The 15,244-nt window shown below is 69.7% G+C and carries 15 protein-coding genes; 5 read left to right on the plus strand and 10 right to left on the minus strand.

Going from position 1 to position 15,244, the window contains the following annotated elements; all coding sequences use genetic code 11:
* The first annotated feature begins 73 nt into the window (after positions 1–73).
* Together ACAG26_RS00185 and ACAG26_RS00190 are read left to right on the plus strand one after the other, a co-directional pair.
* Positions 74–1,246, plus strand: a complete 1,173-nt coding sequence (locus ACAG26_RS00185) for a CoA transferase (RefSeq protein WP_370477892.1) — start codon at positions 74–76, stop codon at positions 1,244–1,246.
* Between the two features lie 104 nt (positions 1,247–1,350).
* The gene (locus ACAG26_RS00190) at positions 1,351–1,911 is read left to right on the plus strand and encodes an XRE family transcriptional regulator (RefSeq protein ID WP_370477894.1); all 561 of its coding nucleotides are present in this window, start codon (positions 1,351–1,353) and stop codon (positions 1,909–1,911) included.
* Between the two features lie 5 nt (positions 1,912–1,916).
* On the opposite strand, the gene ACAG26_RS00195 is transcribed toward ACAG26_RS00190, so the two are convergent.
* Positions 1,917–2,528, minus strand: coding sequence for a cation transporter (locus ACAG26_RS00195; RefSeq protein WP_370478770.1), 612 nt, complete (start codon positions 2,526–2,528; stop codon positions 1,917–1,919).
* A gap of 238 nt (positions 2,529–2,766) precedes the next feature.
* Between ACAG26_RS00195 and ACAG26_RS00200 the strand changes: the two genes are divergently transcribed.
* Positions 2,767–3,690, plus strand: a complete 924-nt coding sequence (locus tag ACAG26_RS00200) for a class I SAM-dependent methyltransferase (RefSeq protein ID WP_370477896.1) — start codon at positions 2,767–2,769, stop codon at positions 3,688–3,690.
* Positions 3,687–5,168, plus strand: coding sequence for a succinate CoA transferase (locus ACAG26_RS00205; protein ID WP_370477898.1), 1,482 nt, complete (start codon positions 3,687–3,689; stop codon positions 5,166–5,168). The genes ACAG26_RS00200 and ACAG26_RS00205 overlap by 4 nt, the downstream gene beginning before the upstream one ends.
* A gap of 40 nt (positions 5,169–5,208) precedes the next feature.
* Here the strand turns inward: ACAG26_RS00205 and ACAG26_RS00210 are convergent, their stop codons facing one another.
* The 6 genes from ACAG26_RS00210 to ACAG26_RS00235 are packed head-to-tail and all read right to left on the minus strand — an operon-like array spanning position 5,209 to position 11,927.
* Positions 5,209–6,348: an acetate kinase gene (locus tag ACAG26_RS00210; protein ID WP_370477900.1), complete on the minus strand. Its 1,140-nt coding sequence runs from the start codon at positions 6,346–6,348 to the stop codon at positions 5,209–5,211.
* On the minus strand, positions 6,345–8,447 hold the full coding sequence (pta, locus tag ACAG26_RS00215) for a phosphate acetyltransferase (RefSeq protein WP_370477903.1): 2,103 nt from the start codon (positions 8,445–8,447) through the stop codon (positions 6,345–6,347). The genes ACAG26_RS00210 and pta overlap by 4 nt, the downstream gene beginning before the upstream one ends.
* Before the next feature lie 23 nt (positions 8,448–8,470).
* Entirely contained in the window at positions 8,471–9,055 is a 585-nt protein-coding gene (locus ACAG26_RS00220) for a maleylpyruvate isomerase family mycothiol-dependent enzyme (RefSeq protein ID WP_370477905.1), read from the minus strand.
* Between the two features lie 9 nt (positions 9,056–9,064).
* The gene (locus tag ACAG26_RS00225) at positions 9,065–10,234 is read right to left on the minus strand and encodes an acyl-CoA dehydrogenase (protein ID WP_370477907.1); all 1,170 of its coding nucleotides are present in this window, start codon (positions 10,232–10,234) and stop codon (positions 9,065–9,067) included.
* Positions 10,235–10,248: 14 nt separating this feature from the next.
* The gene (purE, locus tag ACAG26_RS00230) at positions 10,249–10,755 is read right to left on the minus strand and encodes a 5-(carboxyamino)imidazole ribonucleotide mutase (RefSeq protein ID WP_370478772.1); all 507 of its coding nucleotides are present in this window, start codon (positions 10,753–10,755) and stop codon (positions 10,249–10,251) included.
* Positions 10,752–11,927: a 5-(carboxyamino)imidazole ribonucleotide synthase gene (locus ACAG26_RS00235; RefSeq protein ID WP_370478775.1), complete on the minus strand. Its 1,176-nt coding sequence runs from the start codon at positions 11,925–11,927 to the stop codon at positions 10,752–10,754. The genes purE and ACAG26_RS00235 overlap by 4 nt, the downstream gene beginning before the upstream one ends.
* A gap of 142 nt (positions 11,928–12,069) precedes the next feature.
* Here ACAG26_RS00235 and ACAG26_RS00240 point away from each other — a divergent pair, with 142 nt between their 5' ends.
* Entirely contained in the window at positions 12,070–12,732 is a 663-nt protein-coding gene (locus ACAG26_RS00240) for a GtrA family protein (protein WP_370477909.1), read from the plus strand.
* Here ACAG26_RS00240 and ACAG26_RS00245 read toward each other — a convergent pair.
* The 3 genes from ACAG26_RS00245 to ACAG26_RS00255 all read right to left on the minus strand — a co-directional run bounded on the left by ACAG26_RS00245 (position 12,687) and on the right by ACAG26_RS00255 (position 15,243).
* Complete coding sequence (locus ACAG26_RS00245) at positions 12,687–13,205, minus strand: PH domain-containing protein (RefSeq protein ID WP_370477911.1); 519 nt, start codon at positions 13,203–13,205, stop codon at positions 12,687–12,689. The two genes, ACAG26_RS00240 and ACAG26_RS00245, sit on opposite strands and share 46 nt — an antisense overlap.
* A 9-nt stretch (positions 13,206–13,214) precedes the next feature.
* Entirely contained in the window at positions 13,215–14,012 is a 798-nt protein-coding gene (locus tag ACAG26_RS00250; RefSeq protein WP_370477913.1) for a biotin--[acetyl-CoA-carboxylase] ligase, read from the minus strand.
* A gap of 106 nt (positions 14,013–14,118) precedes the next feature.
* Positions 14,119–15,243, minus strand: coding sequence for a Rieske 2Fe-2S domain-containing protein (locus ACAG26_RS00255; protein ID WP_370477915.1), 1,125 nt, complete (start codon positions 15,241–15,243; stop codon positions 14,119–14,121).
* Between the last annotated feature and the right edge of the window lies 1 nt (position 15,244).

Genomic DNA, 15,244 nt, shown 5'->3' on the forward strand with positions numbered 1-15,244 from the left:
TTTTGCGCCTAATTCGCGCCCTCAGCGCAGAGTCAACGCGGGCTTCCCCACCGGCTCGCTAGGCTGCCCAGGTATGGCGGATGGCCCTAAGCCCCTGGACGGGTTTCGCGTGCTCGACTTCACCCAGAACGTGGCCGGCCCGCTGGCCGGGCAGGTGCTGGCCGACCTGGGCGCCGAGGTCATCAAGGTCGAGGCGCCCGGCGGTGAGGCGGCCCGGCAGATCACCTCGGTGCTGCCCGGCCGTCCCCCGCTGGCGACGTACTTTCTGCCCAACAACCGGGGCAAGAAGTCGGTGGCGGTGGACCTGACCACCCCCGACGCCCAACACCAGATCCTGCGGCTGGTCGACACCACCGACGTGCTCCTGGAGGGCTTCCGGCCCGGGGTGATGGAGAAGCTGGGCCTGGGCCCCACCGAATTGCAGTCGCGCAACCCACGATTGGTCTACGCGCGGCTGTCGGCGTTCGGCGGCAACGGCCCGCACGGCGACCGCCCGGGCGTCGACCTGATGGTGGCGGCCGAGGCCGGCATGACCACCGGGATGCGCACCGCCGACGGGAAACCGCAGATCATCCCGTTTCAGCTGGTCGACAACGCCAGCGGGCATGTGCTGGCCCAAGCGGTGCTGGCCGCCCTGCTCAACCGGGAGCGGCACGGGGTCGCCGACATCGTCCGGGTCGCCATGTACGACGTCGCGGTGGGCCTGCAGACCAACCAGTTGACCGTGCACCTCAACCGCCGAACCGACGCCACGCCGGCATCGAACACCAAGCGGCGCAAAAGTGTTGGTTTTGCCACCCAACCGTCCGACGCGTTCCGGGCCGCCGACGGCTATCTGGTGCTCAGCGCGTACGTGCCCAAACATTGGCAGCTGCTGTGTCACGCCATCGGGCGCCCGGACCTGATCGATGATGAGCGGTTCGCCGACCAGCGGTCGCGGTCGATCAACTACGCCGAACTCACCGACGAGTTGGAGGCCGCGTTGGCCGCCCGCCCCGCCGCCGAATGGGTCGAGGTGTTGCGCCGCAACGGCGTTATGGCCTGCCTGCCGTACACCTGGAAGCAGGTGGTGGGCACCCCGCTGTTCGGCGAGAACGACCTGGCCCTCACCGTCGGCGGCGGCGAGGACGCCGTCACGGTGATTCGCACCCCGGCGCGCTACGCGTCGTTCACCGCGGCGGCCACGGATCCGCCCCCGGCGGCGGGCCAGCACAACCACGAATTTCTGGCCGGGCCGGGGCGCTGAACACGCCGACGCCCATTGTCATCGACCGGCCCACACTGTAACGTTCCACGGCGCGGTTACCGTGACCTTCGCGCCCTTGGACAGCAGCACAGAATTGAGCACCCGTGAACCAGTTTGATCCCAAAAACGGTGAAGCACATGTGATTGTCGGTGTCGCCGACGCGGCCATGCACATGTATCGGGCGGCCATCGAATCCCTGCCGTTCCCCGAGGACAAGAAGTTCCCGAAGCGCGCCGAGGTGGTGTTGACCGGGCTGCGCAAACTGCGTGCCTCGTTGACCGAGGCGGCGTGCTACAGCCGCTCCACCGCGACGGTGATCACCACCCTCAGCGAGGTGCGTCGGCAATACGACAACCTGATGGCCCGCGCGGCCGCGGCACCCAACGCGACCCTGGGTCAACAGCTCTACACCGTGCGCATCCGCGCCAAGTTGTCGGCCGCCGAGGCCGCCAGCGGCGCCGGCCTGCGGCCCGAGCTGCCCGACGAGCTCGAGGCCGGCGGCACCCCCAGCGATGACGAAGCGGCCAAGGTGCAACAGCTCATCGAGGCGCTGGGTGGGATCACCGGCCCCGACGACGCCGACCTCGCCAGGCTCACCGACTCAGAGCTCAGCGGGATGGACTTGGAGACCAACGGGTCCCCGGTCGACGCGGTCGCCAACTAAGCGAATTAGCAGCCGCAGTCGTCGCCGCGCCAGGCCCGAACGCCCTGCCACACCGCGGCGACGGCCACACCCAGCCCGATCACCGGGTCCAGCCACCAGCCGCCGGACCATTGGGCGGAGACGGCCAGGCCGAGCAGCACCGCGGCGGCCTGGGTGGCGCACAGGTAGTTCTGCACGCCCTCGCTCGCGGTGGCGGCCGAGGACAGCCGCGCCCCCAGCCGACGTTGCGCCCGGCCCAGGATCGGCATCGCCACCACCCCCACGGCGGTCACCGCGATGCCGATCAGGGTGGTCTCGGCGTGGTGCTCCCCGAACAGGTGCCGCACCGATTCGGCGACGATGTAGGGCGCGCTGAGCCAAAACGACACCGCCACCCCGATTTGGGCTCGCCGCTCGGCGGTGTCCGACAGGGTGCGCGCGCCGGTGAACCGCCAGATCACCATCGCGCCGGCCAGTCCCTCCGGGATGCTGCCCAGCGCCCAGCCGGTCAGCGCGATGGACCCGGCCGCCAAGCCCTGCCACAGTCCGACCGCGCCCTCGGCCGCCACCAACACCAGGCTGATCCAGGCCAGCCGCCGCGCCCAGCGGGCGGCGCGATGCCAGCCGGCGTCGTGCACCACCGGCGCGGCGTGCACGTGGTCGTGGCCGTGGGATGCCCCACAGGCGGCGTCGACCAACTCGGCACGGTTAGCGGGGCTCACGATCTCCACCCAGCGATGGTATCCGCAATCGGTGCCGACCCGCCTCTCCGGCAGCTCCCGGCACGGCCGCCGATCGCGGTAACGGGCAGGTCAGCGCCGGTTCCGGCGAGTAATCCGGTTGGCGGCCCCGGCACCGGCTCGTAGGCTGGCGAGCATGACCCGCAGCGATAACGACACTTGGGATTTGGCCAGCAGCGTGGGAGCCACCGCGACCATGGTGGCCGCCGGCCGGGCCCGCGCCACCCGCGCCGGGCTGATCGACGACCGGTTCGCCGAACCGTTGGTGCGGGCGGTCGGCATCGACTTCTTCACCCGCTGGGCGGCCGGGGAGCTCGACGCCGCCGACACCGATATCCCCGATCACCCGTGGGGGATGCAGCCGATGACCAACCTGCTGACGGTGCGGACCCGCCACATCGACAACTTCGTCGCCGAGGCCGCCGCCGCGGGGATCCGCCAGACCGTCATCTTGGCGTCCGGGCTGGACGCCCGGGGATACCGGTTGTCCTGGCCGGCGGACATGACGCTGTTCGAGATCGACCAACCGGCGGTCCTGGCGTTCAAAGCGACCACGCTGACCGGGCTCGGCGCGCGGCCGAGCGTCGAGTTGCGCGCGGTGCCGGTGGATCTGCGCCACGATTGGCCGTCGGCGCTGCGGGCGGCCGGGTTTGACGCTGCGCAGCCCACCGCCTGGGTCGCCGAGGGCCTGCTGGCGTTCCTGCCCGCCGACGCCCAGGACCGCCTGCTGGACAACATCACCGAGCTCAGTGCCGACGGAAGCCGGTTGTTCGCGGAGATGTTCCTGCACACCCCCGACTCCCAACAGGCCATGCAGGCCGCGAACCAACGCTGGTACCAGCACGGTCTGCAGGTGCGCTTGGACGGTTTGGGCTACCCGGGCGAACGGAACGACATCGTCAGCTACCTCGACGACCGCGGCTGGCGCACCACCCGCAGCTACTTTCGCCAACTGCTGGCCGACAGCGGGCTCCCGGTGCCGCCGCAAAGCGACAGCACGGCAAAAACGAACGAAAATTATTACTGCACCGCAATATTGACCCAGCGGCCACACACGTGAGTGGCCGCATCGCGGATCCCGCACTCGCCCGCAAGATCTCTTCGGCCGAGGATGCGGCCGCGATGATCGCCGACGGTGACAACGTGGGCATGAGCGGATTCACCGGTGCCGGTCATCCCAAGGCGGTTCCGACGGCGTTGGCCGATCGGATCGCCGCCGGCGATCGGCTGCGGATCGGGGTGTGGACCGGCGCCGGCACCGCCCCCGAGCTCGACGGCGCGCTGGCGGCGGTGGACGGCATCGGGCTGCGACTGCCGTATCAGTCCGATCCGGTGCAGCGGACGAAGATCAACACCGGCGCCATGGAATACCTCGACCTGCACATCGCACACGTGGCACCGATGGCCCGGCACGGCGCGCTGGGCCACCTGGATGTCGCGGTGATCGAAGTCGCCGGCATCACGCCGGCCGGGGAACTGATCCCCGCTACCTCGGTCGGCAACAATGACACCTGGCTGCAGCTGGCCGACCGGGTGATCCTGGAGGTCAACTCCTGGCATTCGGAAAACCTCGACGGCGTGCACGATATCTGTTGCGGCAACGGCGCACCCATCCCGATCACGGCACCCGGCGACCGGGTCGGCGTTCCCCACCTGCACTGCCCCGCCGACAAGGTGATAGCGGTGGTGGAAACCCACGCACCGGAAGGCAACGGCGCGTTCACACCGCCGGATGCGGCGTCGCGACGCATCGCCGAGCACGTGCTGGACTTCCTGTGCGCAGAGGTTGCCGCCGGCCGTATCCCGCCGACGTTGCCGCCGTTGCAGTCCGGCGTCGGCAACGTTGCCAACGCGGTGCTGGCCGGGCTGCAGGACGGACCGTTTGATCGCCTGACCGCCTACACCGAGGTGATCTCGGACGGCATGCTCGCGCTGATTGACTCCGGCACCATGGTGGTGGCCTCGGCCACCTCGCTGTCGCTGAGCACCGAGGCCATCGAACGCTTCCGCGCCGGCGACTACCGCGACACCGTCGTGCTGCGGCCAGCCGAGATCAGCAACCACCCCGAAGTGGTGCGTCGGCTGGGGGTGATCGCGATGAACAGCATGATCGAGGCCGACATCTACGGCAACATCAACTCCTCGCATGTGCTGGGCAGCCAGATGATGAACGGCATCGGTGGCTCCGGCGATTTCGCCCGCAACGGCTATCTGTCGATGTTCGTTACCCCGTCTACCGCCAAACACGGTGCCGTCTCAACCATCGTCCCGATGGTGTCACACGTGGACCACACCGAGCACGACGTCGACGTGATCGTCACCGAACAGGGCCTGGCCGACCTGCGCGGCCTCTCCCCCAAGCAGCGGGCACGGCGCATCATCGAGCGCTGCGCCCATCCGGACTTTGCTCCCCGGCTCGCCGATTACTTCGGTCGCGCCCTGCGGTTCAGCCCCGGCCAGCACACGCCGCACCTGCTCGACGAGGCACTGTCCTGGCATACCCGCTACCTCGCCGAACAGACCATGCGCCAGCAGTGAGCCCTGGCACGCGTTGACCGGCCGCTCGCCAATTCGGCGGTTACACAAACCGCCAGGCGGCGCGGGCGATGGCGAGTTCCTCGTTGGTGGGCACCACCAGCACGGTGGTCGGCGACGCGTCGGTGGAGATCACCCGCGCGTCGCGGCTCTCGGCGCGGTTGCGCTGCGGGTCGACGGCGATGCCCAGCCGGTCCAGCCCGGCCAGCGCGTCCTCGCGCACGCTGGCCGCGTTCTCCCCCACCCCGGCGGTGAACGCGATCGCGTCGACACGGCCCAGCACCGCCAGGTAGGCGCCGACGTATTTGCGCAGCCGGTGGATGTAGACGTCGTAGGCCAGTTGGGCGGCCACCGAACCCTCGGCGCCGTCGTCGATCTGGGCCCGCAGTTCGCGGAAATCGTTGACCCCGCACAACCCTTTGAGCCCGGAGCGCCGGTTGAGCAGCTCGTCGATCTCCTCGACCTCCATGCCGGCGCTGCGCCGCAGGTGCATCAGCACACCGGGGTCGATGTCACCGCTGCGGGTGCCCATCACCAGACCCTCCAGCGGGGTCAGGCCCATCGAGGTTTCCACCGCCATCCCGCCGCGCACCGCCGACGCCGACGCCCCGTTGCCCAAGTGCAGCACGATGGTGTTCAGGTCGGCGAGCGGGCGGCCCAGCACCTCGGCGACCCGCCCGGAGACGTATTCGTGTGACGTGCCGTGGAACCCGTAGCGGCGGATGCCGTACGCGGCCGCGACCTCGCGGTCGATCGCGTAGGTGGCCGCGGCGTCGGGCAGCGAGTGAAAGAACCCGGTGTCGAACACCGCGACGTGCGGGACACCTGGAAAGTCCTTGCGGGCCACCTTGATCCCGATCGCGTTGGCCGGATTGTGCAGCGGCGCCAGCTCGGAGAGCCGCTCGATCTCGGCCAGTGTCTCATCGGTGATCAGGGTGGGCTGATAGAACCGCTGGCCGCCGTGCACCACCCGGTGCCCGACCGCCTGGACCGCCGCCAGGTCCGCCCCGGAGTCGTCGAGCATCTGATAGGCGCGCTGCATCCCTTCGGTGTGGTCGGCGATGCCGCTGCCGGACTCGCCGATCTGCTCCACCAACCCGGAAGCCACCGCGGCGCCAGCCGCCGGATCGACCAGCTGGAATTTGATCGACGACGATCCCGAGTTGAGCACCAGCACAGTCACGCCGCGCCTCCTTGGGCCTGAATCGCGGTGATCGCCACCGTGTTGACAATGTCGTCGACCAGCGCGCCGCGCGACAGGTCGTTGACCGGTTTGGCCAGTCCTTGCAGCACCGGCCCGATCGCGACCGCTCCGGCGGTGCGCTGCACCGCCTTGTAGGTGTTGTTGCCGGTGTTGAGATCCGGAAACACCAACACCGTGGCGTGCCCGGCCACCGGCGAACCGGGCATCTTGGTCGCGGCCACGCTGGGTTCCACCGCCGCGTCGTATTGCATCGGCCCGTCGGCGCGCAGGTCGGGCTGCCGCTGATGCACCAGTTGTGTTGCCGCGCGGACCTTGTCGACGTCGGCGCCGGCGCCGGAGTCCCCGGTGGAATACGACAGCAACGCGACCAGCGGCTCGATGCCGAACTTGGCGGCGGTCGCCGCCGAGGAGATCGCGATATCGGCCAGCTGCTCCACGGTGGGGTCGGGCACCACCGCGCAGTCGCCGAACGCCAGCACCCGATCGGCCAGGCACATCAAAAACACGCTGGACACCGTGGAGACCCCGGGTGCGGTTTTGATGATCTCGAAGGACGGCCGGATGGTGTGCGCGGTGGTGTGCGCGGCACCGGACACCATCCCGTCGGCGACCCCCAGGTGCACCATCATGGTGCCGAAATAGGAGATGTCGCGCATGATTTCGCGGCCCCGCTCCTGCGAGATCCCCTTATGGGCGCGCAGCCGGGCGTATTCGGCGCCGAACCGCTCCAGCATCCCGCTGCGGTCGGGATCGAGCACCTGCGCGTCGGCGAGATCCACCCCGAGTTCCGCGCCGCGGCGCCGCACCGCCGCCTCGGCCCCCAGGATGGTCAGGTCGACGATGCCGCGTGCCAGCAGCCGCCCGGCGGCCAGCAGGATGCGGTCATCGTCGCCCTCCGGCAACACGATGTGGCGACGGTCGGCGCGGGCGCGTTCCAACAGCCGGTACTCGAACATCTGCGGGGTGACCACCGTCGGGGCCGGCCCGCGCATCTGCTCCACCAGCGCGGTGGTGTCGATATGGCGGCTGAGCACCTCCAGCGCGGTGTCCACCTTGCGCAGCGCCCCGGCGTGGATCCGGGCCCGGGTGTGGGAGGCCAACTCCGCGGTCTTGTAGGTGCCGTGCTCGGTCGCGATCAGCGGCAGCGTCGGCTGCAAACCCTTGACCAGCTTGTCGATCGCCGGGTGCGGCAGCAAGCCACCGTTGAGGATGATCCCGGCCAGCGACGGGAAGCTGTGCGCGGCATGGGCGTTCACCAGCGCCAGCAGCACCTCCGAGCGGTCCGCGGGCACGATCACCACCTGCCCCTCGACGAGGCGCTCCAAGATGTGTTCGGGGGTCATGCCGCCGACCATCACGCTCATGGCCTCGCGGCGCAGCAGCTCGGGGTCGCCGCTGTAGAGCGTGCCGCCCAGCGCCCGGCACAGCTCGGCCATGGTCGGGGCGGCCAGCAGCGGCACCTCGGGCACGCTGAACGCGGGCAACCCGAGATCGGCCAACGTCGCGGTCAGCGTGTCCAGTTGCGCCGGGTCGCACCGGTTGGCGATCACCGCCGCCGGGCGGGCGTGCGCGGCGGCCAGCTCGGCCAGGCAGCGTTCGGTGATCGCGGTGATGGTGTCGAGATCGCGGTCGTGGCCGTTGACGGCCAGCAGCAGCGGGGCGCCCAGGTTCACCGCGATGCGGGCGTTGAAGCTCAGCTCGGTGGGGTTGACGACGTCGGTGTAGTCACTGCCGACCACCACCACCGCGTCGCAGTGGCGCGCGACCGCGTGATAGTCGGCGACGATCTCACTGAGCGCGGCGGCGGGATCGGCGTGGACCTGCTGGTAGGTGACGCCGACACAGCGGGAGTCGTCGTCCAGGGTGGCGGTCGCGTGCGCGAGCAACAGCTCCAGCAGCTCGTCGGGCTCGTCCAGGGACCGCACGATCGGCCGGAACACCCCGACCCGTCCGGCGGACGCGGCCAGCAGGTGAACCAAACCCAGCGCGATGGTGGATTTGCCGGTACCGGCCTCCGCGGCGGCCAGGTAGATGCTCGAGGTGCGGGACGGATCGGGTTCGGGTTCCGCGGACAGCATTGCTCCAGGCTAAACGGGGCCGGCTAACGATCGAATTCGACGTCGGCGACCTCGCGGCCGCCCAGCCACAACCCCAGCGCCTCGGCGGTGCCGCGCACCCGGATCCCGCGCCCCAACGCTCGGCCGATCCCGTTGGTGGGCTCGACCCGGTATTTGAACAGGGTGGGTTGCGCCTTCTGGATAGTCAGTGACACACCCTCGAAGAAGATCGCGGCCTCCTCCACCGGGTCCAGCACCCGGGTGCGGCCCAGGCCGCGCAGCACATCCTGATGGTGCATCGCCACATCGCCGAGCAGCAGCCGACATATCGCGCGATCCACCGGTTTCGGTAGATCCGCCCATGCCCGGCCGGCGGCGGTGAGGGACGCCCGGTCCTGTCGACGCCCGGCCGCGACGAATTCGCCGTTGATCCGATGCAGCCGCCACGGCGCGCGCAGGTAAGGCCCCACCTCGGCGGTACCGATCAAGTGCGCCAACACATCCCGCGGCGACCAGCCGGCGCACAGGGTCGGACCGTCGTCGAACTCGGCGTCGCTGAGCGCCTCGACGGTGTCCAGGAATGCGCTGCGGGCCGCCCGCACCACGGCTTGGCTGGTCTGGGACGCCATACCGGCAAATTACCGCAGCAGGGCGCGGCTCATGACGACACGCTGAATTTGGTTGGTGCCTTCATAGATCTGGGTGATCTTGGCGTCCCGCATCATGCGTTCGACCGGGAAGTCGACGGTGTAGCCGGCCCCACCGAACAACTGCACCGCGTCGGTGGTGACCTCCATGGCCACATCGGAGGCAAAACACTTGCTCGCCGCGGAGATGAAACCCAGGTTGGGTTCGCCGCGCTCGGCGCGGGCCGCCGCCGAATACACCATCAACCGGGCGGCTTCAACCTTCATCGCCATATCGGCCAACATGAACTGGATGCCCTGGAACGTGCTGATCGACTCGCCGAACTGCTTGCGGTCCTTGGTGTAGGTGATCGCCGCATCCAATGCGCCCTGGGCGATCCCGACCGCTTGGGCCCCGATCGTGGGCCGGGTGTGATCCAAGGTGGCCAGCGCGGTCTTGAACCCGGTGCCCGGCTCCCCGATGATCCGATCCCCCGGGATGCGGCAGTTCTCGAAATACAACTCGGTGGTCGGCGACCCCTTGATGCCGAGCTTTTTCTCCTTGGGCCCCACCGAGAAGCCCTCATCGTCCTGGTGCACCATGAACGCCGAGATCCCGTTGGCGCCCTTGTCGGGGTCGGTCACCGCCATCACCGTGTACCAGGTGGACTTGCCGCCGTTGGTGATCCAGCACTTGGCCCCATTGAGGATCCAGTCATCCCCGTCGGCCTTGGCGCGGGTGCGCATCGAGGCCGCGTCGGACCCGGCCTCCCGCTCGGAAAGCGCGTAGGAGGCCATCGCCTCGCCGGCCGCCAGCGTCGGCAGCACCTGCTTTTTCAGGTCCTCCGATCCGCGCAGGATCAGGCCCATGGTGCCGAGTTTGTTGACCGCCGGGATCAGCGACGCCGACGCGTCCACCCGGGCGACTTCCTCGATCACAATGCACGCGGCCACCGAGTCCGCGCCCTGTCCCCCGTACTCCTCGGGCACGTGCACCGCGTTGAACCCCGAGGCGTTCAGCGCCGCCAGCGCCTCCTCCGGGAACCGCGCGTTCTCGTCGACGTCGGCGGCATACGGAGCGATCTCCTTTTCCGCCAACGCCCGAATCGCCGCCCGCAGCTCGTCGTGCTCCTCGGGCAACTTGTACACATCAAACGACGGGTTCCCCGCCCACCCAGCCATCCGGCCCTCCTTAGCTACTCGCCGGTAACTTTACCCTGTAGTGCCGCGTCCTTGGCCAGCACGGTGTCGGCCAGCTGATCCTGGAACGCCGTCATCCGGGCACGCAGCGCCGCGTCCGCGGAGCCGAGGATGCGCACCGCCAGCAGGCCGGCGTTGCGGGCCCCCCCGATGGACACGGTGGCCACCGGAACCCCGGCCGGCATCTGCACGATGGACAGCAGCGAGTCCAACCCGTCCAGCCGCGCCAGCGGTACCGGCACCCCGATCACCGGCAGTGGCGTGGCCGAGGCGACCATGCCGGGCAGGTGCGCGGCGCCGCCGGCGCCGGCGATGATCACCTCGATGCCGCGGTCGGCCGCCCCGCGGGCATAGTCGAACATCCGTTGCGGGGTGCGGTGCGCCGAGACCACCCCGACCTCGAACGGCACGTCGAATTCGGCCAGCGCGACCGCGGCGTCTTCCATCACCGACCAGTCGCTGTCGCTGCCCATGATCACGCCGACGCGCGGCTGCGGGGTCATTGATGTGGGTCCCATCCGTCGGTCCATTGCGCGTGCGATAACCAGTGTGCCGCGAGTTCGGCGCGTTCACGCAGCTTCGGCAGGTCCGCCGGGTCGGCGCCGAGCAGGTTGATGTGGCCAATCTTGCGGCCGGGACGCTCGCCCTTGCCGTACAGGTGGACCCGGGCGTCGGGCAACCGGGCGAACAGGTGGTGCAGCCGCTCGTCGATGCTCATCGTCGGGGTCGCCGCGGCGCCCAGCACGTTGGCCATCACCGTCAGCGGCACGGTGGCGTCGGTGTCGCCGAGCGGGTAGTCCAGCACCGCCCGCAGATGCTGCTCGAACTGGCTGGTGCGGGCCCCGTCCATGGTCCAGTGCCCGGAGTTGTGCGGGCGCATCGCCAGCTCATTGACGAGCAGCTCGCCGTCGGTGGTTTCGAACAGTTCGACGGCCAGCACGCCGACCACGCCGAGTTCGTCGGCCAACCGCAGCGCCAGCTGCTGCGCCTGCGCGGCGCGGGGCTCGGGCAGGTCCGGCGCCGGGGCGATCACCACCACGCAGATGCCGTCGCGCTGCACGGTTTCCACCACCGGCCATGCCGCGCCCTGACCGAATGGCGAGCGCGCCACCAGCGCCGCCAGTTCGCGGCGCATCGCGACCCGCTCCTCGACCACCACGGCGACACCCGAGGACAGGTAGCGTTCGGCGATCTCGCGGGCGGCCGCCGCGTCGTCGGCCATCGCCACCCCGCGGCCGTCGTACCCGCCGCGGGCGGCCTTGACCACCACCGGTCCGCCGACCTGGGCGGCGAAGGCCTCCACCGCGTCCAGGTCGTCGAGACGCTCGACGGTGGCGTAGCGCGGCACCGGCGCGCCCAGCGCCTCCAGCCGGCGGCGCATGACGAGTTTGTCCTGGGCGTGCACCAGCGCCTGCGGCGGCGGCGCCACGTTGACGCCCTCGGCGACCAGCTTGTCCAGCAGCTCGGTGGGGACGTGCTCGTGGTCGAAGGTCAACGCGTGCGCCCCGTCGGCGGCGCGGCGCAGGTCGTCGAGATCGGTGTGGGAGCCGATCACCACATCGGGGGTGACCTGGGCGGCGGGGTCGTCGGCGTCGACGGCCAGCACCCGCAGGGTCTGACCCAGGGCGATCGCGGCCTGGTGGGTCATCCGGGCGAGCTGACCGCCGCCGATCATGGCGACCAAAGGCGGAACGGAGGGGGGACGCGACACGCCAATATGGTGTCATGGCGCCCCGACCGTCGACGGCCACGGCTAGTTGACGACGGTGACACCGTTGTTACGCACCGGTAGGCCGAAGTACGTAGGATGGCGTGTTGTGTCATTCACCGACGCCACGATCGCACGCCTGCCAGGGCCGATCCGCCCACTGGCCGAGCGTCATCATGAGCTGATCAAGTTCGCCATCGTCGGCGGGACCACCTTCGTCATCGACTCGGCGCTGTTCTACACGCTCAAGCTGACGGTGCTCGAACCCAAGCCGGTCACCGCGAAGGTCATCTCCGGCATCGTCGCGGTGATCGCCTCCTACATCCTGAACCGGGAGTGGAGCTTCAAGGATCGCGGCGGCCGGGAACGCCATCACGAGGCGCTGCTGTTCTTCGCGTTCAGTGGGGTGGGCGTGCTGCTGTCCATGGCCCCGCTGTGGTTCTCCAGCTACGTCCTGCAGCTGCGGGTGCCGACGGTGTCGCTAACGGTGGAGAACATCGCCGACTTCATCTCGGCGTACATCATCGGCAACCTGCTGCAGATGGCGTTCCGGTTCTGGGCGTTTAGGCGGTGGGTGTTCCCCGACGAGTTCGCCCGCAACCCGGACAAGGCGCTGGAGTCGTCGTTGACCGCCGGCGGCATGGCCGAGGTTCTGCACGACAACCTCGACGACGGCGGAACGGTCACCCTGCTGCGGGGCTGGCGGTCGCGCCGGAATCGGTTCGCTCAGCTGGGCGACTCCTCGGACCCCAGCGTGTCGAAGACCTCGTGATATAGCAGCGCGTGGACCTGCTCCACCCGCGGAATGTCGTGGAACTCCAACGGATCTTGCGCCGCTGACTCGATGATCAGGGTCCCGGTGCGCAGCATCCGGTCGATGAGGCGGTGGGTGAACTCCACGCTGTTGATCCGGGCCAGCGGGATGTCGATGCCGCTGCGGGTCAACACCCCGTGCCGATACATCACCCGCCGGTCGGTGATGACGAAGTGGGTGGTGCGCCAGCCCAAAAACGGCAACAGCGCGAGCCAGCCGACCACCACCAGCCAGATCGCCCCGATCACCGCGTAGATGACGTTCTTGGCGGTCGGGTCCCAGGCCCGGGTGCTGACGAACCCGGCGGCGAACGCCGCCAGCGCGGTGATTAGCAGCAGCACCAACGCCGCGCCGATCAGGCGCTTCCAGTGCGGATGCCGGTGCAGCACCACCTGCTCGTCGTTGGCCAGGACGTTCTCCGGATAGCCCACGGCCGCACCTTAAACGTCGGGGCGCAGATGCGTGACGTCCCCGGCCGACACCGTCTCCACGCCCGCGCCGGTGTCGATGCGCAGCCGACCCAGCTCGTCGATCGCCTCGGCGCTGCCCTCGATCTGCCGGTCACCGGGCATGCTGGCCCGCACCCGGGTGCCCAGGGTGGCGCTGTAGCGCCGGTAGTCGGCCCGCAGCGCCTCGTCGGCGCCGCCGGCGGCGCGCCACGCGTCGATCCGCGCTCCCAGCGCATCGAGCACCGCCGCCGCCACCGCGGTGCGGTCGGCCGAGATGCCCAGCATGGTCAGCGAGGTGGCCGCCGTGTTTTCCGGCGCCTCGGCGGCCGTCATCGTCGCGTTCAACCCGAGCCCGACGACGATCACCGGGTGGGGCGCGGCCACCTCGGCGAGGATCCCGGCCAGTTTGCCGTCCCCGACGACGACGTCGTTGGGCCATTTCAGGCCGGTTTCAAGCCCGGCCACCCGGCGCAGCGCGTCGGCCACCGCCACCCCGGTGGCCAGCGTCAGCCAGCCCCATCCGGTGGTGGGGACCGCGGCCGCATCCACCCCGACCGACAGCGCCACCTGGGTGCGCGGCGGGGTCGACCACTGCCGGCCGTGCCGGCCCCGACCCGAGGTCTGGTGTTCGGCCAGCAGCACCGCGCCGTCGATGCCCTCCCCGGCGGCGGCCCGGGCCAGCAGGTCGGCGTTGGTGGATCCGGTTTCCTCGACCACATCCAGCTGGCGCCACGGCCCGATCAGCTGTTCGCGCAGCGCGGCCGCGTCAAGGGAAGGGCGGTCCTCCATGGCCAGCCAGCCTACTGCCTCGACCACCGTTGAGACTGCGGTGAGGGTCGCGATTTCGGCGGAAGCGCAACCCGGTACGCAATCTCAACGCGGGACGCACCCGGGCCTACCTGCGCGCCGCCAGGTTCGCGGCGACCTCCTGCTCCCACACCCCGAATGCGTGGGTGGTGTCGACCTCCACCTCGAACCGGTCCGTCATGTCGGCGGTGACGTCGGCGACGTCGACGTAGAACTGCTGATACCAGCGGCGGTGCTGGTAGACGGGGCCGTCCTCTTCGGTCAGCAGCGGGTTGTCGATGCGGGCCTTGTGCTTCCAGATCTCGACGTCTTCTCCGAAGCCATCCCCGAAGGACCGGCTCATCGCCGCGGCGAGTTTGGCGGCCCTCTCCGGCGGCAGCCCGGGCATGTTCTGCACGGCGACGCCCCACTGCAGCACGAACGAGTCGTGCGTGACCGGGTAGTGGCAGTTGATCAGCGCGATCTCGACGGTGAATTCCGGTCCCAGGTCGTTGTGCAGCCAGTTGATCATGTAGGCCGGCCCGAAGTAGGTGGCCTCCGACCGCAGATAGGTGCCCTCCCAGAGCTTGTCGGCGCCCGGGTTGTCGGGGCGGGGTTTGGATTCCATGAACTGGCTGGCGGTGTGGCCCTCGATGACGTTCTTGAAGTACGTCGGGTAGGCGTGGTGGATGTAGAAGAAGTGCGCCATATCGACGTTGTTGTCGACGATTTCGCGGCAATGCGCACCCTCGATGAGGATCGAGTTCCATTGCCACGGCGACCACACGCCGGCGTCGATGCCCTCGATCTGCGGCGGGGTCAGCTCCGGCGGCGGTGCCGAGCCTTCCGGATCGTGCCACACCAGCAGCTGACCGTTGACCTCGCAGGTGGGCCAGCGGCGGGTGCGGGCCAGCCGCGGTGCCCGCTTCGCGTACGGCACTTGCACGCAGCGCCCGGTCGCGCCCTGCCACCGCCAGTCGTGAAACGCGCACGCCAGGGTGTCGCCCTTGACGGCGCCCATCGCCAGGTCGGCGCCCATGTGCCGGCAGTAGCCGTCCAGCACGTGCAGGGCCCCGGCGGTGTCGGCGAACACCACCAGCCGGGTGCCGAACGCGTCGACGCCGTGCGGCCGCCCGTCGCGGAACGTCTCGGCCAGACCCAGGCAGTGCCAGCCGCGGGCGAAGCGGGTCATCGGTGTGCCGCCGTCGATGTCCCGGATCACGGGGTCGCCCATC

This window comes from Mycobacterium sp. pUA109, assembly GCF_041287095.1.
In the GTDB taxonomy this organism is placed as follows: Bacteria; Actinomycetota; Actinomycetes; order Mycobacteriales; family Mycobacteriaceae; genus Mycobacterium.